Genomic DNA, 20,839 nt, shown 5'->3' with positions numbered 1-20,839 from the left:
AAGAGACATAAAATGGCTACTCACAAACGCAAAAAACGTTTAAGAAAAAACAGACATAAGAAAAAATAATTTTTCTTCATGTTTTGCTCAACAACTAAGGCTAGGATTTGATCGTAGCCTTAATTGTTGGTAGCAATATTTTTTTTATTGTCCATGTGTTAATAAGGCGAATAGCCTTAAAATCTGTAGCTTTTGGTAAAGGAACTCATTATAGATTCATCTCCCTCGGGAGTAACCATAGCTTTAGTTGAAGACAAACAGCTTGTAGAACTTCATAAGGAACACATCAATAACAACTACGCCGTAGGTGATATTTATTTGGGCCGCATAAAGAAAATTATGCCCGGTCTAAATGCTGCGTTCGTTGATGTGGGTTACGAAAAAGATGCTTTTTTGCATTATTTCGACCTTGGTCCACAAGTACAATCTTTAATTAAGCTTACTAAAATCAAGCGTAATGGCTCTGTTAGCGGAACTTTATTAGATAATTTCAAGCTAGAAGGAGACATTAACAAAGCTGGAAAGATCTCTGAAGTGGTCAGCAAGAATCTTGTCTTACCAGTTCAAATCGCCAAAGAACCTATTTCAACAAAGGGGCCACGTTTAAGTTCAGACTTATCTATAGCAGGACGCTATATTGTGCTGGTTCCCTTCTCTAATGTCATCTCGATTTCCAAAAAGATTAAAAGCAATACGGAACGTAATCGCCTGAAAAAGATTATTGAAAGTATCAAGCCGAAAAACTTTGGAGTGATTATTAGAACGGTTTCTGAAGGTAAAGGCGTTGCCGAACTTCAAAAAGACCTTTTGGACTCTGTTACTAAATGGGAGAACTTCATTAAGAAGCTGCCCGATGCAGAGCCTTCAAAACGTGTTTGGGGAGAGATGGACCGTACTTCCACGCTTATCCGTGACATTTTAAGTACCGACTTCACTAACGTTTATGTGAATGACAGTAACTTGTTTGAAGACATTCGCTCCTATGTGCATGAAATCTCTCCGGAGATGGAGAAGATCGTTAAGATCTACAAGCATAAAGAACCAATATTTGAACATTTCGGTATTGAAAAGCAAATTAAAAATGCTTTCGGAAAAACAGTAAACCTGGCGGGTGGTGCCTACCTTGTGGTAGAACACACCGAAGCATTGCATGTTGTTGACGTGAATAGCGGTAACAGAACTGCAAGCAAAGAAAACCAGGAAGAAAATGCCCTTCAGGTAAATAAAGAAGCGGCAAAAGAAATTGCGAGACAATTACGCTTACGTGACATGGGTGGTATTGTAGTGATCGATTTTATCGACATGCACAAGCCTGCTAACCGTAAGATGTTGTTTGACTACCTTAAGGAACTAATGCTCCTGGATCGTGCGAAACATACCATTCTTCCTCCAAGTAAGTTTGGCCTTGTTCAAATCACACGTCAGCGCGTTAGACCGGAGATGAACATCGTAACCAGTGAAAAATGCCCAACCTGTGACGGTACGGGTGAAATTAAGGCAAGTATTGTATTGATGGATGACATCGAGAACAATCTGACCTATATTTTGCAGGAGCAAAACGAAAAAAATATTACACTTTGTGTACACCCTTATATTGAGGCTTACATCAAAAAAGGGTTCATATCTTTACAATGGAAATGGTTCTTTAAATTCGGACAAAGAATCAAAATCAAAGCGGTTCCTTCTTATAACCTCACTGAATTCCATTTTATCTCGTCTAAAGACGAAGAGATTAAATTATAATCACGGTTAAATTTCTTTAAACAGGCCTGCTCCTCTTGGAACAGGCCTGTTTGCTTTAAAGGGATTTTTAAACCCAATTTATACTGAATTATCCTAAATTCGTACCTCATTAAAACTCCAATCAATTGGCTAAAACTAAATCAGCATATTTCTGTCAGAATTGCGGACATGAAGCCGCAAAATGGCTCGGTAAATGTCCATCATGTAATCAATGGAATACCTTTGTAGAAGAAGTAATCGAAAAGGCCAGTTCTAAAGTACCGGCCTGGAAAACATCTACAACCAGTACAAGAGTCAACAAACCGAACAAAGTAGATCATATTATTTCCATCAGCGAGGAACGGATTTTAACCGGTGATCAGGAGTTGGATCGAGTATTGGGTGGTGGTTTAGTCGCCGGTTCCGTAATTCTAATCGGCGGAGAACCAGGGATCGGAAAATCGACATTGATGCTCCAACTGGCACTAAATATCCCGGGTAAAAAGATTCTTTACATCTCTGGAGAGGAAAGTGAACAACAGATTAAAATGAGATCGGAAAGGATCACTTCCAATCCTACTTCAGACTGCTATATCCTTACAGAAACTTCTACCCAAAATATTTTCAAACAGATTGAAGAACTCGAACCAGACCTGCTCATTGTAGATTCTATTCAAACCCTGCATTCCGCAAATATTGAAGCGACGCCAGGAAGCGTGTCCCAGGTACGGGAGTGTACCTCCGAACTGCTAAGATTTGCTAAAGAAACTGATACCCCAGTATTTTTAATTGGTCACATCACAAAAGATGGTGCAATTGCGGGCCCTAAAATACTGGAGCACATGGTCGATACCGTCCTACAATTTGAAGGTGATCGTAACCATGTATACCGCATTCTACGCTCTATTAAAAACCGATTTGGCGCAGCTGCAGAATTAGGCATTTATGCCATGCACAGCACCGGGCTAAGGCAAGTTTCCAATCCTTCAGAGATCTTATTATCACAAAGGGATGAGGAGCTGAGTGGAATTGCAATTTCTGCCACTTTAGAAGGCGCCAGGCCAATGTTAATCGAAACCCAGGCCTTAGTGAGTGCCGCGGCTTATGGAACGCCTCAGCGCTCATCTAATGGATTTGACACCAAGCGGATGAATATGCTTCTTGCAGTATTGGAAAAAAGATGTGGATTCCGATTAAGCACCAGAGATGTATTTTTAAATATCGCGGGTGGAATTAAAGTGGAAGACCCTGCAATTGACCTCGCAATTTTAGTGGCAATCATCTCCTCTCATGAAGACATCTTTATCTCTTCCAAAATTTGCTTTGCCGCTGAAGTTGGACTTTCCGGCGAAATCAGAGCCGTTAACAGGATAGAGCAACGGATATCCGAGGCAGAAAAATTAGGATTTGAAAGAATTTTCATCTCTAATTACAATATGAAAGGTCTGATCACCGAAAGGTATAAAATTGAATTAAGCCCGGTAAGCAAAATTGAGGATGTATTTTCTTTGCTATTTGGATAAACAAATCTTGCAGATAGGCCATATATTCCCGGCTCATAAATTTTCCAAACATGGATAAATTTCCCCAATATGTAGAAAACATCGGTACTTTTTCTACATATTGGGGATTTTATTCCTCACCTACGATTGGTAGAAAAAACAAAGATCAATTATAATTATACTGATTTTCAGACAGTTAACCAGATAGGTGCGGTTTTTAAAAATTCGGCCTATAAGTTGTCTAATATAAAATGTTAATCATTTATGATTTAACAACAATAGGGATGATTATCCTCGTTATCGATAGATAACGAGGATTTTTTTGTTTTGAATCTTTCTGAATCATTTCCATTCCAAATAAAATTTGATATTTTTACGGTTAACCAATAGAATTTCAATACTTTAATCTTACCTCATGAAAAAAATACTTTTAAGCCTGGGCTTTTGTGCGTTGTCCTTTTGGGCAATAGCACAGGACACAGCAGGAATCCCCGGCAAATCATTTGGCACGGGTGTGACCACTGGAAATTTACTACCCGTTTCGAAAATAGATGCAGCTATGGGTGATCAAAAAACAGCAGAAATGAAAATCACAGGAGAGGTGGTGGAAGTTTGTAAAAAGAAAGGCTGCTGGATGACACTAAAAACTCCTACAGGTGAGGCCATGCGCATTACCTTCAAAGATTATGGATTCTTTATGCCAATGGACATCGTAGGAAAAAAAGTAGCTCTTGATGGAATTGCAAAAAAACAAACAATTTCAGTGGAAACCTTACGCCACTATGCAGAAGATGCGCATAAATCTGCTGCAGAGGTTGCTAAAATTACCGCGCCTAAAAAAGAATTGGCTTTTGAAGCTAAAGGGGTGGTCATATTGGAGTAGATTATTGCTTAGCTCTTATTTCCAATACCTTATTTAATATGAAGACAAGCCCTGCTCCTATAAGAGCAGGGCTTGTCTTTTTTATCCTCTTTAAAATTGAAATTAGGGATACTTAAGGGAAAATTTATATCTTCCATTCTTATTCAACCTCTTAACTTTGTTTTATGATCATTGCGCTTATCATTTTTGTTGTCATCGCAATTACTTGCATCTCGATCTACAATTCGCTTATCGTCAAAAAGAATCAAACAGACAATGCCTTTTCGGCAATTGATGTGATGCTAAAAAAGCGTTTTGACCTGCTCCCAAACCTCGTTGAAACTGTGAAAAAATATATGCAATACGAGGGCGATATACTGACCAAAATTGTGTCCCTACGTAGCCGCATCAGCAATCCTGGCTTAAGTAAAGAAGAAAAATTCAACATAGATCAGGAACTCAGCCATGAAATAAAAGGGCTAATGGTTAATGTTGAAAATTACCCTAATTTGAAAGCAGACCAGAGCTTTTCAAACCTACAAATTACCTGGAGAGAGAGCGAGGAACAAATTGCGGCTGCCAGAAGGAGTTATAATGCATCGATTACAGATTACAACAATTCAATTACGATGTTCCCCGGTAGCATCATTGCAGGAATGATGAACTATACTGCCAAACCATTGCTATCTATTTCAGAAACCGAACGTAATAACGTTAACGCAAAAGATCTCTTTAATAGCTAATGGAGAATATATCGCACCTAGATTCCGCTACAATGGAGGTGCTGACTGCTTTAGAAGCGACCAGAATAAACTTACGTAAGAAAAGAGTGATTCATCTCGCAATTTGCCTTACCGGCATACCGATCGCTATACTCGGCTTTACGTTTACGATACTCCCCCTTATCGCTATTGGCATCATTTGTTTTTTTGCTGGTTTCATAGCAATATCGGTAAATTCGGGAGCAGTAGATCAATATCGCCTGGATTTTAAACAAAAGTTAGTCGCACAGGCGATAAAAATGATAGACCAAAGCCTGGAAATAGACCCTAAAAGAGGATTGTCTGAAGATGAATTTTTCGGTTCTTTATTGTTCAAGAAAAGGCCTGATAAGTATAGGAGTGAAGACCGGGTATCTGGTAATTCTGGAAAAACGAGATTTAGCTTTTCGGAAGTACACGCGCAGTATAAAGAACTCACAATCACTAAAAAAGGTACGACCCAAGAAACCTGGCATGAACTTTTTTGCGGCGTGATCTTTCAAGCCGATTTTAACAAGAACTTTAAAGAGCTAACAGTGGTTCAATCCAAAGCCTTTGGAAGTGATGTTGCGGAATGGTTTGGGAGCAATACTCCGTTTTTTTCAGGCGCAAAAGAGCGTGTTAGATTAGAAAATCCCGAATTTGAAAAGCATTTTGCTACCTATTCTTCGGATCAGATAGAAGCGAGGTACATTCTGACACCGTTGATGATGGAATCTATATCCCTGCTAAATGACAGGTGTGAAGATAGCATCAGCCTTTCCTTTGTCGGAAATGTAATAACCATCGCCTTTCCTTTATCCAGGAATTATTTCGAAGCCCCATTATTTGAAAGCTTGATGACCGAAGGCTTGATGAAGGAAGACCTGGACTTGGTACGCCATATCTACAAGGTTATTGAAACTTTAGATTTGAATACCCGAATCTGGGGGAGAGATTAACATGATTTTTAAAGTAAGGCAATCAAAGTATCTTACCTTAAAAATCATGTAAAATAAAAAAGTCCCTTTCGGGACTTTTTTATTTTATTTCGATAAGTACATCGATTTGTCTTTAACTAACTTTCTGAAGTAAGGATCTTCCAGGTCTTTGATAAACCTGATTGCTTCTCCTGTTGATTTCATCTCCGGACCTAATTCCTTCACCACCTCAGGGAATTTGTCAAAAGAGAATACAGGTTCTTTGATCGCATAACCTTTCAGTTTTCTTTCAATCGTAAAGTCTTTCAATTTGTTTACACCTAACATCACTTTAGCAGCGATATTGATATAAGGAACATCATAAGCTTTTGCAATGAAAGGAACTGTTCTTGAAGCTCTTGGATTCGCTTCGATCACATAAACTTTCTCATCTTTTACTGCAAACTGAATGTTAAGTAAACCGATTACATTAAGTGCTTTCGCGATTTTTTTAGAGTAAGTTTCCATATCGTTCATTACCTTTTCTGATAAGCTGAATGGAGGTAATACTGCACTAGAATCACCAGAGTGAATACCTGCAGGCTCAATATGCTCCATCAAACCGATGATATGCACATCTTCACCATCACAGATGGAATCTGACTCTGTTTCTTCTGCTCTATCTAAGAAATGATCGATCAATACGCGGTTTCCAGGGAGATCACCAAGTAATTTAACTACAGCTTTCTCCAGGTCTTCGTCATTGATCACGATACTCATTCCTTGTCCACCCAACACGTAACTTGGTCTTACCAATACTGGGTATCCAACTTCCTGAGCAACAATAATCGCCTCTTCTGCGTTTTCAGCAACACCGTATCTTGGATAAGGAATCTCTAATTCTTTAAGCAAATCTGAGAAACGACCTCTATCTTCCGCAACATCCATGTCATTGTAAGAGGTACCGATAATTTTAATGCCGTTTTCATGAAGCTTTTCAGCCATTTTCAAAGCTGTCTGGCCACCCAACTGAACGATCACCCCAACCGGGTTCTCCAATTCGATGATCTCACGAACATGTTCCCAGAATACCGGCTCAAAGTACAACTTATCAGCCATATTAAAGTCAGTAGAAACTGTCTCAGGGTTACAGTTGATCATGATCGCTTCAAAACCGCTTTCTTTAGCAGCTAGTAAACCATGCACGCATGAGTAGTCAAATTCAATCCCTTGACCGATACGGTTAGGTCCTGAACCCAATACAACTACTTTCTTTTTATCTGTTGGGATCGATTCGTTTTCCTCTTCAAATGTTGAGTAATAATATGGTGTTTGCGCTGCGAATTCTGCTGCACAAGTATCAACCATCTTATATACACGTTTGATGCCTAAAGATTTTCTGCGGTCATATACCTCATCTTCCGTCACATTACCTAATAGGTAAGCGATCTGGATATCAGAGAATCCTTTTTGTTTCAACGTGAAGAAGAAATCTTTAGGAATGTTATTCAGAGAATATCTTTTTAGCTCTACTTCAAGGTGTACTAATTCCTGAATTTGCGAAAGGAACCATTTATCGATTTTTGTTACCTTACGAATAGATTCCAAAGGAACACCCATAGTCATCGCATCTTTAATTAAGAACAAGCGATTCCAGCTTGGATGCTCCAAACCGTGCATGATCTCTTCGATGCTTCTGTTATGTTTACCGTCTGCACCTAGTCCAGCTCTGCCAATTTCTAAACTCTGACAAGCTTTTTGTAGTGCTTCGATGAAGGTACGTCCGATAGACATTACCTCTCCTACTGATTTCATTTGTAATCCCAGTTCCATGTTCGCACCTTTGAATTTATCAAAGTTCCAACGAGGTACTTTCACGATTACATAATCCAATGTAGGCTCGAAATATGCGGAAGTTGTTTTTGTAATTTGGTTTTCGATCTCATCTAAGTTATAACCAATGGCTAATTTAGAAGCGATTTTTGCGATCGGATATCCTGTTGCCTTACTAGCCAATGCCGAAGAGCGTGATACCCTTGGATTGATTTCGATCGCAATAATATCATCATTATCAGGATTTACAGAGAACTGAACGTTACAGCCACCAGCGAAAGTACCAATGGCACGCATCATTTTAATGGCCTGGTTACGCATGTCCTGATAGCAACGGTCAGATAAAGTCATTGCTGGTGCTACTGTGATCGAGTCTCCGGTATGGATTCCCATTGGATCAAAGTTTTCAATAGAACAAATAATGATCACATTGTCATTGCTATCTCTAAGCAATTCCAATTCATATTCTTTCCATCCGATTACCGCTTTCTCTACCAATACTTCGTGCGTTGGAGAAGCTTCTAATCCACGTTGTAGAGCATGGTCGAATTCTTCTTTCTTGTGCACGAAACCACCACCTGAACCCCCTAATGTATAAGAAGGACGAATTACCAGTGGATAACCGATTTCCTGAGCTGCTTCTTTACCTTCTAGGAAGGAGTTTGCAATTTTAGACGGAGCAACACCGACACCTATGTCAATCATTAACTGACGGAAGGCTTCTCTGTTTTCAGTTTTCTCAATCGCGGCAACATCTACCCCGATTACTCTAACACCATATTTTTCCCAGACACCACGCTCTTCTGCTTCTTTACAAAGGTTCAAAGCGGTTTGTCCACCCATGGTAGGCAAAACTGCATCGATTTTTCTCTCGATCAGTATCTGCTCAATGGAGTCTACCGTTAAAGGCCAAAGGTACACATGGTCCCCAATCACCTTGTCGGTCATGATGGTTGCAGGATTAGAGTTGATGATCGAAACTTCAATCCCCTCTTCCTTTAAGGATAAGGCAGCTTGAGATCCTGAATAATCAAATTCACAGGCTTGACCAATGATAATAGGTCCCGATCCGATAATTAATACTGAGCGTATGGAGGTGTCTTTAGGCATAAGGCTTTAAAAAGTCTAAAGTTATATAAGTGAAATTGGTAAAAATTGCATTCTAAAAGACCAGAATAGTCTAGAGATTTTCTCTGCTGTATGAGGGGAATATCCCGACTCTTCCGTCGGGATGCAAAGTTACGTTTTTACTCCTTAAAATTATGCTGTTTTTAAAAAAACAGTTCAAATAAAAAAGGGTCTTAGAAATTAGCCTAAAGCCCCTTTAATCATTTACTTATAAATTACTGCAGCAATTTGATCTCTCCAACATCTGTTGTAGCACTATCCACCACTGCAACATTCTCCACAGAAGTGTCTTTATAAGGTGGATTTGCCTTTACCATTATGGTGTAAGTTTGTGGTTTAACCCTACTAAAAATAAAACTTCCATTATTAACTGTTGCGCGCAAAGTATCTCTCCCCGCAATGGCCAATACCTGAGAAGCTCCTTCAGCAGGACTTACTTTCCCCTGAATGCCGCCTTCTCTGATGGCGTTGAATGCCAGTAAACCAAATGAAAGTCCTGCTAATACGATAAAATTCAATTTAAGCCTCTTCATTATGATCAATTTTAGATTTAAAATATATAGATTTTACTTTTATACTATGATAACTACAAGTGGTACAGAATTATGTTTTAATCCGCCAAGAGCTGAATGAATTTTCTGGATTAACATGTCATTATAGTAGTTTAAATACTAAACTAATAATTCCCCCATTTATTTTAAACGGTTTATCCTTATTTTAGTGTATGTTCTCATGAAATAAACAGCGGTCTATGATAAACTTCGACAATCAATAGTCACTATTCTATTCTTATTTGGAGCCATAAAATGCCCTGTCTCGCAATTTGGAACAACATTTGCCGTTCCTATCTGAAATATGCCATATCAAATGAGAACAATGTATAATCCAATGAAAAAATTATTCCCTGTAGTAGTCGCAGCAGTTGTCATGCTTTCCAGCTGTGCTACAGTACAATCCCTGATAAAATCTTCGTTCCCTTATAATGCAACGGTAGTTATTCCAGCAGGCACAAAAAGCAATTCAACGATCTCTACAAGCTCTGCCGCAACGAGCTTCGACCAGGTTTTTGGAAATCAAAACGGCACAAATTATGTAAAAGAGATCAGAATCGCCTCTGCAAAAATGGAAGCGAGTAATCCTGCCAGCAAAAGTTTAGGCATGTTCAAATCTGTGAAACTTTATGTAGCCAATGAAAAAGGCGAAGAAGTAATGGTTGCCTCCAGGACTGATGTACAACAAAATATTGGTACAGGTTTGGTTTTGGATATTGACAATTCCCGTTTCCTGGATAATTATGTGAAAGGAACTAATCTGAGTATCAGAATGGAGTATGTATTAAGAGAAAAAACGACAACCGATGTTAGCGTTCGTGTGTCTTTGAGCTTTAACACTTCTCCAAAAACAAACAATTAACGGCATTCCTGTACAGCTTTTATGATGCAAATAATTTTAGGATAACTACTTTTGGTTCATGTTACTTCTTGAGTCTTCGTTTTTTCAGCTAATTGCTGATCAATTTATTCATACCACCTGGCTGGAATGGCTTGGGGTAGTATCCGGATTTATTTGCATCTACCTAGCCACAAAAGAAAATGTCCTGAGCTGGCCTATTTCGATCATCAGTGTCATCGCTTATGCCTGGGTATTCTTAGACGCGAAGATGTATGGTGACATGGCCTTACAGTTCTACTTCCTTTTTACCGCCTTCTATGGCTGGTATTTCTGGATCAGAAAAAAGCAGGTTCATGATAAGCCCGTAACCAAGCTATCGAAAAAAGGTTGGTGGCTGGCCATTGGATCCGTGATCATTTTATCTTTTGCGCTCGGACTGTTTCTGAACCATTTTACAGATACCAATGTGCCTTACGAAGATGGATTTTGTACCGCACTAAGCTTTGTCGCACAACTAATGCTGACCAGAAAAATCCTGCAAAACTGGATTCTTTGGATTGTCGTCGATCTTTGCTATATCCCATTATACATTTACAAAAATCTAAATTTAAGTGCCATATTTTATGCTTTCCTGGTCGTCATTGCCATCAAAGGATATATAGACTGGAGGAAAACGTACCGTGAACAAACAAATTAAAAAAATCGCCATCGTTGGCCCGGAAAGCACAGGAAAATCAACTATTGCACAACAACTTGCCAAACATTACCAGACGCTTTGGGTACCCGAATATGCACGTTATTATTGTGCTGCTTTAACGAACCCCTGCAACTTACAGGATGAAGTAAATATGTATCACGGACAATTAGCTCTGGAAGAATCCATACTCGCCATCGCAGAAAAAGACCTGATCTTTTGTGACACTACTTTTATTACGGTAAAAGTCTGGAGTGATGAGGTATTTGGAAACACGCCGGAAATAGTGCTAAATGCACTGCCCCTTCATACCTATGATTTATATCTTCTTATGGACATTGACCTGCCCTGGCAAGAAGATCCACTTCGTGATTTCCCCCATAAACGGGAACATTTCATGCAGGTATGGCATCAGGAACTACAAAACTTAACTGCAAATTATGTCGTGATTAATGGAACAGAGGAAAGATTAAGCAATGCCATTGCCGCTGTGGCGTCTTTTTTAAAAGAACAGTAGATCTTTTCTAAAAGGTAGCTGAATCTTTCTAGAGCCATTTCAAAAGAGAACTTTTCATTTATGTGGACTGTAATTTTCATTATGCTATCATTTGTTTTTCAGTCCTCTGCCTCTTACTTCCCAACCCAGTCAGATTGCCATAATTAACCCTTCTTTCAGCAAAAATCCAGGATAAAAATCCGTAACAAGTCTTCCACTATAAGAGATTCAATTTTTATCAATACCTTTGCCTCATCAAAAAGGGGTGCCTTGTTTTGTAAAAAACACAAAAACAGGCTGAGAGCATACCCATTATATCGAAAAACCGATATATGCACCTGATCCGGATAATGCCGGCGGAGGGATTGGAGTTATGGAGTTTAACTGGGCTGTAAGTGCCCCTACTTACAGTGGTTTAACTAAAAAAACAAAAAATTGAAAAAATTATTGACCATAGCGCTAGCTATGTTGTTGTTGCCTGTTTTAACAAAGGCACAGTTTACGATTTCGGGAGTTGTGTCCGAAACAAACCATCAGGCATTACCGGGTGCAACCATCCGACTTAAAGGAAAATCTTTTGGGGTCACCGCAAACGGTCAGGGAAAATACCAGCTAAAAAATCTTAAAGCAGGAAGTTATACGCTGTTGGTAAGTTTTATTGGTTATCAGACGACCGAGAAAAACCTGGAACTAAAATCTGATATGCTGGAAAACATCGGCCTTAAACCCGCTGCTTTTCTTGCAGATGAAGTGATCGTTACCGCCACGCGTGCCAACGATAAATCTGCCACTACTTATAAAAACATCAGCAAAGCTGAAATTCAAGAGAACAACTTTGGACAAGATCTGCCGTTTATTTTAAACAATACCCCCGGAGTAGTGGTAACCTCCGATGCCGGTGCCGGTGTAGGCTATACTGGCATCAGAATTCGAGGTAGTGATGCCAGCAGAATCAATGTGACTATTAATGGGATTCCTTACAATGACAGTGAAAGTCAGGGCATATTCTGGGTAAATATGCCGGATTTTGCTTCTTCTATCGAAAATGTACAAATCCAGCGTGGTGTAGGTACTTCTACAAATGGTGCCGGAGCTTTTGGTGGAAGCTTAAATATTCAGACCAGCGCTCCCTCAGAAGTCGCTTACACAGAATTAAACAATACATACGGTTCATTCAATACGCTAAAAAATACCGTAAAGTTGGGAACAGGACTGATTGACAATAAATGGAGTTTCGATGGCCGCCTTTCCAGAATCATATCTGATGGGTTTATTGACCGTGCAGCCTCAAATTTAAAATCTTACTACCTTTCCGGTGCTTACTATGGTAAAAATGAATTACTTCGCCTGAACGTTTTCTCCGGAATAGAAAAGACTTACCAGGCCTGGGATGGTATTCCTGAAGCTCGATTAAAAGGTGATGTACAGGGAATGCTCGACTTCAGCAATCGCCAGGGATTTAATGAAATACAAAAACAGAATCTATTAAATTCCGGAAACAGAACCTACAACTCGTTCACCTATAAAGATCAGACCGATAACTACGCTCAAAATCATTATCAGGCACTTTATGCCAAACAGATTAACGAACAGTTCTCATTCAATGCAGCCCTACATTATACCGATGGGAAAGGTTATTTTGAAGAGTTTAAATTCGATCAAAAACTAAGTAAATACGGTTTACCCCCGATGAATGCAGATGGAGCGCTTCAAAAAAGAACGGATTTGATTCGCCGCCGTTGGTTAGATAATGATTTCTATGGCGCTACTTATGCATTCAGCTATAAGCCACAAGCTAACTTGAATTTCACGCTTGGAGGAGCCTATAATGAATATAGAGGAAAACATTTCGGAGAAGTAATATGGGCGAAATATCCTTCCACCAGCAACAATACCGACCACTATTATGATGGTAAAGGAAACAAAAATGATTTTAACACCTTTGGTAAAGTCAGCTATAGCCCAATTGATCAATTGAGTCTTTTTGCCGACCTCCAATACCGGACTGTCGACTATAAAATCACTGGAAAAGATAAAAACTTGAGAGAACTTGATTTCAACAATACCTACCATTTTTTCAACCCTAAAGTAGGGGCTACTTATTTCTTAAATGAGAAAAGCAATGTTTACACTTCCTTTAGTGTGGCAAATAAAGAACCTAATCGTGATGATTTCACCAACTTAAAAGTAGGTTTACCTTCGCCAAAATCAGAACGCCTTCATGATCTCGAGGTAGGTTACCGTTATAAAGAAAACAGGCTTAACCTGGGCCTGAATGCATATGGGATGTTCTATAAAGATCAATTGATCTTTACAGGAGAGATCAATGAATTTGCAGATGCTTACCGTCAGAATGTAGATAAAAGTTACCGTACAGGGGTTGAATTAGATGCTTCTTACATCCTAAGCTCAAAATTTGCCATCAATGCCAATGCCGCATTTAGCAGGAATAAAATCCAGAACTATATTAATTATGTAACCCAATATGAAGATGATGGTTCAGAAACCCTGATCACTTCCAACTACAAAAACACAGATATCTCTTTCTCTCCAAAATCTGTCATTGCAGGAGAGCTGGTTTATAAACCATTTAAAGGTTTTGCGGCCGCTTTACAAAGCAAATTTGTGGGTAAACAATACCTGGACAATACGCAGAATGAAAGTAGAAAACTAGATGCCTATTGGGTAAACAATGCAAGAATAGGTTATGATTTCCAGCTTAAAGGCATTAAAAACATCAATATTGGGCTACTGGTGAACAACATCTTCAATGAAAAATACGAAAGTAATGGTTATACCTATAGCAGTGCTTACCAAGGTAATATCACTACAGAGAATTTTTATTACGCCCAGGCCGGAACTAATTTTTTACTTTCGCTAAATTTCAAATTTTAACACCTTATGAAGAAATTCATCGAAAAGCTACAATTCATAACTCACGATATCCATCAGCATAGCCATATTGAGCAGGCAAATATTGCCTGCAGCGCCGGGGCAAAATGGATTCAGTACCGTTGTCTAACTAAAAACGATGAGGAACTTTTAAACGATATAAATGCAATTGCAGCAATTTGTGATGATTGGGGGGCTACCCTGATCGTTACAGATCATATTCATCTAAATGGAAAAGCAGACATTCAAGGTTTTCACATAGAAGATATGGATGCTGATTTTGTGAAGATTCGTAAGCAATTGGGAGAAGCGATCACTATTGGTGGATCATCTAACACACTAGAAGGTTTAATCAGATTAGCTTCAGAAGGGGTTGATTATGCCGGATTCGGACCATTTTTCACAACCACAACAAAACCGAACAATGCTCCATTATTAGGAGTTTCAGGATATGAAAAGGCAATAAAAGCGCTAAAAGCGAAAGAAATTGATCTACCTGTACTTGCTGTTGGCGGAGTCACCTTAAGTGATATAGATCCATTAATGCTGACTGGCATTTTTGGAATAGCGGCATCTTCTGCGATCAATCAAGCAGAAGATATGCGCGCTGCCTACAGCGCATTTTATGACAGTATCATGTAATATTTTTTTGGCAAGTGTATGTTATTGAAACATCATAACATACATTTGTTAAAAAAACCTTCTTGGAAGCTCATAAACCCTTAGAAAAACCAGATCCATACGCCGCACTCCGATACAGGGAGTTTCGATCTTACCTCGGAATGCGTTTCTTTTTTACGTTTGCATATCAAATGCAAGCTGTCATCATTGGATTTCATATTTATCACCTAACCAAAGATCCATTGGCCCTCGGTCTAGTCGGCCTTTGTGAAGCCATCCCTGCAATAGGAATTGCTCTTTACGGTGGTTATGTAGCCGATAAATCTGAGAAAAGAGGGATATTACTAAAAATATTTAGCTGCGTATTTCTCTGCTCACTGATTATGCTGGTCGTGACCACCAATCGGATGCATCCTTATGTCCCAGTAGACTATATCGTGCCCATTATGTATTTGATGGTATTTGGAATTGGTATTGCCAGAGGGTTTTTCAGTCCGGCAACCTTCTCACTGATGGCACAAATCGTCCCTAAAAAACTCTACCCAAATTCCAGTACCTGGAACAGCTCCAGCTGGCAGGCCGCATCCATTTTAGGCCCAGCCGTAGGTGGTTTGATCTATGGATTCTATGGCATTACTGCGACATACTGTGTTATACTTACTTTAATCGGCATTGCCCTTATCTGCATCTTTTTCTTAAGACCTCATCATCCTACCTATATCCCTAAAGAGAGCATCGTGAAAAGTCTAACTGAGGGCGTTCACTTTGTTTTTAAAAATAAAATGATGTTGGGCGCGATGAGCTTAGATCTCTTCTCCGTTTTCTTCGGCGGAGCAGTGGCTTTACTTCCTGTATTTGCCAATGACATTTTGAATGTTGGTTCCGAAGGACTGGGCTTTATGCGTGCAGCTGCGTCCAGTGGTGCAGTGATCACTATGTTGGCCATGACCCGTTTCTCTCCAATGAACAAACCCTGGAGAAACCTACTGATTGCAGTAACTGGATTTGGAACAAGTATTATCTGCTATGGCTTATCAAAAAATTTCTACCTTACCCTTGTGTTTTTATTCATGGAAGGTGCTTTCGACAGCATCAGTGTTATTATTCGCTCTACAATTATGCAATTACTCACCCCTGATGAAATGCGCGGTAGGGTATCCGCAGTAAACAGTATGTTTATTGGCTCTTCTAATGAGATTGGAGCGTTTGAATCAGGTCTAACAGCGAAGCTTATGAGAACTGTCCCTGCAGTTGTGTTCGGAGGAAGCATGACCATCTTAGTAGCCGGAATCACCTACATGAAAACCAAAGGAATGATGAAGTTAACTTTACAGGAGATAAATGACCAACAAAATTAACCACATCCCTTTCTAAGCTTATGGATATTCCATGAAGCTAGTATTCTACCCTTTCACCAACTTGTTGTCTCCACATGGCATAATACAACCCTGTTTCGGCCAATAAGTCTTCATGTTTACCCTGCTCAATAATATGTCCACGTTCCAAAACAAAAATTCGGTCTGCATGGCGAATCGTAGAAAGTCTGTGGGCGATTAAAATCGTAATATGATTCGTTTGTAACGAAATATCACGAATCGTTGCGGTAATCTCTTCCTCTGTTAAAGAATCTAGAGAAGAGGTCGCTTCATCGAAAACCAGAATATCTGGTCTTCGCAATAATGCTCTGGCAATAGATAACCTTTGTTTTTCTCCTCCGGAAACCTTCACCCCACCTTCACCAATCACGGTATCCAAACCTTTATCTGCACGTGCCAACAAGTTATTACAGGCAGCCTGTTTCATCACCCTCAAGCAATCTTCATCAGTTGCCTCGGGTCTCACAAACTGTAGGTTTTCACGAATTGTTCCAGAAAACAATTGAGTATCCTGAGTTACAAAACCGATCTTTTCTCTCAGCATATCCAAATCAATTGCTTTGCTGGAGGTATCATTATACAAAACATCACCCTCTATTGGCTGGTAAAGACCAACCAATAGCTTAACCAAGGTAGTTTTTCCAGATCCAGACGGTCCCACAAATGCAATTGTCTCCCCATTATGGGTACGGAAATTAATATCATTCAAGGCATTATGCTTACCTGTTAGGTGTCTAAAGTTTACATCTTTAAACTCAAGACTGGTAATTTTCCCTAATTGAACTGGATTTATGGGTTTTTCATCTATTGGTGTACTTAAAATTTTCTTAAAATTTCCAAGAGAAACCTCTGCTTCCCTCCAGGAAAGAATTACATTTCCAAGTTCCTGTAAAGGCCCAAAGAGAAAGAAAGAATAGAATAAGAAAGAAAAATATTGCCCTGCAGAAATTGTATTTTCAAAGATAAGAATCAATAAAACCACGACCATAGTACTACGGACAAAATTGACCGTTGTCCCCTGCACAAAGCTCATGCTTCTTACATATTTAACCTTTCTTAATTCCAATCCCAAAATCTTATAAGTCGTTCTATTCAACCGCTCTATCTCCTGGTTGGCAAGGCCGAGACTTTTCACCAGTTCTATATTCCTCAAAGATTCTGTGGTTGAACCTGCCAAGGCAGTTGTTTCAGCAACAATAGTCTTTTGAATAGTTTTGATTTTTCTACTTAAGTACCAACTCACGAAACTGATGATTGGAATTGCAGAGAAATAGACTAGTGTCACCTTATAACTTACTGTAACCGAATAAACGATTACAAATACCATCCCAATCAGACTGACGAAGAGAATGCTAATAAACGCTGTAATAAATTTTTCAGAATCAAGCCTTACCTTTTGTAAGATCCCAAGTGTTTCTCCACTTCGCTGATCTTCGAATACCTGATAAGGCAATTCAAGAGAGTGTTTAAGTCCATCGGCATACATACTTGCGCCAACTTTTTGTACAACAATACTAGTAAAGTAATCCTGAAAATTTTTGGCGATTCTCGACACCATAGCTGCACCTACACTTAGGCCAACTAATCCGAGTACTCCCCAAACGAACTCACTTCTATTCAGCACATCCTTCTTTTGAATAAACTCATCCACTATTCTTCCTGTGATGTAGGGGTCTAGTAAGGAAAAGCCAATATTGATTGCAGCCAATAAAAGCGCTAATGCAACCACCCATTTATGGCCATGTAAATATTCAAGTAGTAATTTCATTTATTTAAATCTAGCCAAAAATAAATAAAGGGAGTGAAGCATTCGCCCCATTCCCTTTAAATTACAAGTAAATTATAAATCTGGTCTTAAACCGTCATGATATCTTTTTCTTTTGCTTCTGCATGTTTATCAACTTTGATTATGTATGCATCGGTTATTTTCTGTACTTCACCTTCTCCAGTTTTGATTTCATCATCAGAGACGCTTTCACCTTTTAGTTTCTTAATTTTCTCGTTGGCATCTTTCCGGATATTACGTATAGTAATTTTCCCGCGTTCCGCTTCTTCTTTTACCTTTTTAACAAGATCTCTTCTACGTTCTTCCGTTAGTGGAGGAACAACCAGACGGATCACTACACCATCATTCTGAGGATTAATTCCAATGTTTGCTTCCATGATGGCGCGCTCAATAGGAACTAACATGTTTTTTTCCCAAGGCTGAACGAGAATAGTACGTGCATCTGGCGTGTTGATACTTGCCACTTGAGATAAGCCAGTAGCACTACCATAGTAATCTACAAATATGCCGTCTAACATCCCTGCGGAGGCTTTTCCAGCACGGATTTTTGTCAATTCAGCTTCACAATGGTCAATAGCCTTGTCCATGTTTGCCTGAGCATCTTGTAGTTGTTTCTTTATGAGGTCATTCATGTTTTGTAAAATTTAACCAAAAATATAAAATTTATTAGAATCAGACCTTAACAAGTGTACCAATCTCTTCACCCTTGGCAATTTTCATAAAATTACCTGTCTTATTCATATCAAAAACGATAATTGGAAGTTCATTTTCTTCACACAGGGTGAAGGCTGTCATATCCATTACATTTAATCCTTTATCGTAAACTTCTTTGAAAGAAATCTTTTCATATTTAGTAGCTGTTGGATCTTTTTCAGGGTCAGCAGTATAAATACCATCAACGCGTGTTCCTTTCAAGACTACATCTGCCTTAATCTCGATTGCTCTTAAAGCTGCCGCAGAATCTGTTGTGAAATAAGGGTTACCAGTTCCAGCACCAAAGATTACTACACGGCCTTTTTCAAGGTGACGCACTGCTCTTCTACGGATAAATGGCTCGCAAATTTGTTCCATTTTAATTGCGGTAAGCAGGCGGGTTTTAAGCCCCACTTTTTCTAATGCATCTTGAAGTGCCATACTATTGATTACAGTCGCCAACATTCCCATATAATCAGCTTGTGCACGGTCCATGCCGGATTTTTCGGCACTTAAACCTCTAAAAATATTACCACCTCCAATAACTATTGCTATTTCAAGGCCTTCATCATGTACTGCTTTAATGTCTTCAGCGTACTGTCTAACCCGCTCATTGTCAATGCCATATTGTTTATCGCCCATCAGCGACTCGCCACTTAATTTCAGGAGAATCCGTTTATACTTCATGAGTCCAAAAATAACTATTTGTTTTAATTAATCAGGGTTCAAATGTGCAATCCCTTTACAAAAACTTTATTTAGGTCAAGCTCGCTAGATAAAAACAGCAAATCAGCATCGCTACCTACATCTAATGTCCCTTTTTCTGTTAAAATACCCATTAATAGTGCCGGATTTTTTGAAGCGAGCTTAAAGGCTTCTCCTGCTGGAATATCGCAATGTTTGACACAGTTCTGAACCGCTTGTAAGAGCGTGATATTTGAGCCGGACAGAGTCCCATCAGCGGTAACGAATTTATCTCCTCTCAATTCATGTTGATAAGGTCCAATTCCACATGCCGTTACTGCATCTGTAATTAGAAACAAACGATCTTTCATAGCCTTATAAGTCATCTTCACCACCTCCAGGTCAACATGACAGCCATCGGCTATAATACTAGCCATTGCAGTTGGGTGATTCATCACCGCTACAGGCAAATTAGGAGCCCTATGATGAATTGAAGGCATTGCATTAAACAAATGTGTAGTTGTCTTAAATCCGCTGTTATAAGCCGCTGTAGCCTGCTTAAAATCAGCGTCACTGTGCCCTAATGACAAAATGATTCCCTGATCCACTAAATAATTAATTACCTCGTTATCTTGTAACTCAGCCGCTATGGTCATCATTTTAACCGTACCATCAGCATAGTCCAACAATTCCTTTACTTCTTCCAAAGTCGCTTTGTAAATATACTTTTCAATATGTGCTCCTCTACGTTTAGGATTAATGTAAGGTCCTTCCAGATGGAGTCCTAAGAAGCCCTTAGCCTCATTACGGTAAGCTTTTGCTGCATCTAAGCATTGATAAACTACTTCCGGACTATTTGTTGCGACACAGGCCAAAAAACTGGTTGTTCCTTTAGACAAAAGGTCTTCGTCCATCTGTCTTAAAGTTTCTGCTGTGGGATAAGCGGAAAAGAGATTTCCACCACTCCCATAAATCTGAAGGTCAATAAACGCAGGACAGACATAATTCATAGAGGCATCTATAATTTGATAGCTTTCTGGTATGATCTCATCTGAAATCCGACTAATCTTTCCATTCTCAATAAAAATGGTTTGACCTTTTATGAGGAGATCGTCACTAAAAAACTGACTATTGGTTATTGCAATCATAATTGGATGTATTTAGGATTACCAAAGATAAGCGCTGACTTTAGATATCAATAGAATTGAAACAAGAAAAAAGGAATGAGCTAAAAAGCACTATCTGAGATATGCTGGAACACCCGACTGGAATCAGCTAATTCAAAGGCTAACAGATTATCGAATAAAACAGCCGGGAACTAAACCGATAGAAAAAAGGTTATATACAAGAAAAGCCTGTAGTTTCCTACAGGCTTACTTTAAGATTTGGCACCGACCTACTCTCCCACGTGTTACCGCAGTACCATCGGCTCTGGCGGGCTTGACTTCTCTGTTCGGAATGGGAAGAGGTAGACACCGCCGATATAGGCACCTAAATA

The 20,839-nt window shown here is 39.2% G+C and carries 17 protein-coding genes and 1 rRNA gene; 11 read left to right on the top strand and 7 right to left on the bottom strand.

The genetic code is table 11. The annotated features are described in order from the left end of the window. Positions 1-192 precede the first annotated feature (192 nt). The 5 genes from GM920_RS18825 to GM920_RS18805 all read left to right on the top strand — a co-directional run bounded on the left by GM920_RS18825 (position 193) and on the right by GM920_RS18805 (position 5,788). Entirely contained in the window at positions 193-1,743 is a 1,551-nt protein-coding gene (locus GM920_RS18825; protein WP_062550759.1) for an Rne/Rng family ribonuclease, read from the top strand. 125 nt (positions 1,744-1,868) lie between these two features. Next, positions 1,869-3,245: a DNA repair protein RadA gene (radA, locus tag GM920_RS18820; RefSeq protein WP_182960381.1), complete on the top strand. Its 1,377-nt coding sequence runs from the start codon at positions 1,869-1,871 to the stop codon at positions 3,243-3,245. A 394-nt stretch (positions 3,246-3,639) separates the two neighbouring features. After that, positions 3,640-4,107, top strand: coding sequence for a DUF4920 domain-containing protein (locus GM920_RS18815; RefSeq protein WP_182960379.1), 468 nt, complete (start codon positions 3,640-3,642; stop codon positions 4,105-4,107). 164 nt (positions 4,108-4,271) lie between these two features. Further along, entirely contained in the window at positions 4,272-4,829 is a 558-nt protein-coding gene (locus tag GM920_RS18810) for a LemA family protein (RefSeq protein WP_182960377.1), read from the top strand. After that, the gene (locus GM920_RS18805; RefSeq protein ID WP_182960376.1) at positions 4,829-5,788 is read left to right on the top strand and encodes a DUF3137 domain-containing protein; all 960 of its coding nucleotides are present in this window, start codon (positions 4,829-4,831) and stop codon (positions 5,786-5,788) included. Before GM920_RS18810 ends, GM920_RS18805 begins: the two co-directional genes overlap by 1 nt. 84 nt (positions 5,789-5,872) lie before the next feature. On the opposite strand, the gene carB is transcribed toward GM920_RS18805, so the two are convergent. Both carB and GM920_RS18795 read right to left on the bottom strand, forming a co-directional pair. Further along, entirely contained in the window at positions 5,873-8,689 is a 2,817-nt protein-coding gene (gene carB, locus GM920_RS18800) for a carbamoyl-phosphate synthase large subunit (protein WP_182960374.1), read from the bottom strand. A 233-nt stretch (positions 8,690-8,922) separates the two neighbouring features. Beyond that, entirely contained in the window at positions 8,923-9,240 is a 318-nt protein-coding gene (locus GM920_RS18795) for a carboxypeptidase-like regulatory domain-containing protein (RefSeq protein WP_182960373.1), read from the bottom strand. A 355-nt stretch (positions 9,241-9,595) separates the two neighbouring features. Between GM920_RS18795 and GM920_RS18790 the strand changes: the two genes are divergently transcribed. From GM920_RS18790 to GM920_RS18765, 6 genes are all read left to right on the top strand, one after another. Then, the gene (locus tag GM920_RS18790; protein WP_182960371.1) at positions 9,596-10,120 is read left to right on the top strand and encodes a hypothetical protein; all 525 of its coding nucleotides are present in this window, start codon (positions 9,596-9,598) and stop codon (positions 10,118-10,120) included. A 58-nt stretch (positions 10,121-10,178) separates the two neighbouring features. Beyond that, positions 10,179-10,796 (top strand): nicotinamide riboside transporter PnuC, encoded by a 618-nt coding sequence (pnuC, locus tag GM920_RS18785; RefSeq protein ID WP_182960369.1) that lies wholly within the window; start codon positions 10,179-10,181, stop codon positions 10,794-10,796. Further along, complete coding sequence (locus tag GM920_RS18780) at positions 10,780-11,310, top strand: AAA family ATPase (RefSeq protein WP_182960367.1); 531 nt, start codon at positions 10,780-10,782, stop codon at positions 11,308-11,310. The genes pnuC and GM920_RS18780 overlap by 17 nt, the downstream gene beginning before the upstream one ends. Positions 11,311-11,754: 444 nt before the next feature. After that, positions 11,755-14,184, top strand: a complete 2,430-nt coding sequence (locus GM920_RS18775) for a TonB-dependent receptor (RefSeq protein WP_394367965.1) — start codon at positions 11,755-11,757, stop codon at positions 14,182-14,184. A 6-nt stretch (positions 14,185-14,190) separates the two neighbouring features. Further along, a complete protein-coding gene (locus GM920_RS18770) occupies positions 14,191-14,823 on the top strand; it encodes a thiamine phosphate synthase (RefSeq protein WP_182960363.1) in 633 nt (210 codons plus the stop codon). A gap of 62 nt (positions 14,824-14,885) precedes the next feature. Beyond that, complete coding sequence (locus tag GM920_RS18765; RefSeq protein ID WP_182960361.1) at positions 14,886-16,160, top strand: MFS transporter; 1,275 nt, start codon at positions 14,886-14,888, stop codon at positions 16,158-16,160. Positions 16,161-16,197: 37 nt separating this feature from the next. Here the strand turns inward: GM920_RS18765 and GM920_RS18760 are convergent, their stop codons facing one another. The 5 genes from GM920_RS18760 to rrf form a co-directional block, all read right to left on the bottom strand. Beyond that, positions 16,198-17,946, bottom strand: a complete 1,749-nt coding sequence (locus GM920_RS18760; protein ID WP_182960359.1) for an ABC transporter ATP-binding protein — start codon at positions 17,944-17,946, stop codon at positions 16,198-16,200. Between the two features lie 86 nt (positions 17,947-18,032). Next, positions 18,033-18,596 (bottom strand): ribosome recycling factor, encoded by a 564-nt coding sequence (gene frr, locus GM920_RS18755; protein WP_182960357.1) that lies wholly within the window; start codon positions 18,594-18,596, stop codon positions 18,033-18,035. 40 nt (positions 18,597-18,636) lie between these two features. Beyond that, entirely contained in the window at positions 18,637-19,344 is a 708-nt protein-coding gene (gene pyrH / locus GM920_RS18750; protein ID WP_062550771.1) for a UMP kinase, read from the bottom strand. Between the two features lie 38 nt (positions 19,345-19,382). Beyond that, the gene (gene nagA / locus GM920_RS18745; RefSeq protein ID WP_182960355.1) at positions 19,383-20,489 is read right to left on the bottom strand and encodes an N-acetylglucosamine-6-phosphate deacetylase; all 1,107 of its coding nucleotides are present in this window, start codon (positions 20,487-20,489) and stop codon (positions 19,383-19,385) included. A 235-nt stretch (positions 20,490-20,724) separates the two neighbouring features. Beyond that, positions 20,725-20,836 (bottom strand): 5S ribosomal RNA (rrf, locus tag GM920_RS18740). Between the last annotated feature and the right edge of the window lie 3 nt (positions 20,837-20,839).

It is taken from the genome of Pedobacter gandavensis (assembly GCF_014172405.1).
Classification (GTDB): domain Bacteria; phylum Bacteroidota; class Bacteroidia; order Sphingobacteriales; family Sphingobacteriaceae; genus Pedobacter; species Pedobacter gandavensis.
This window is presented reverse-complemented; position numbering and strand designations above follow the sequence as displayed.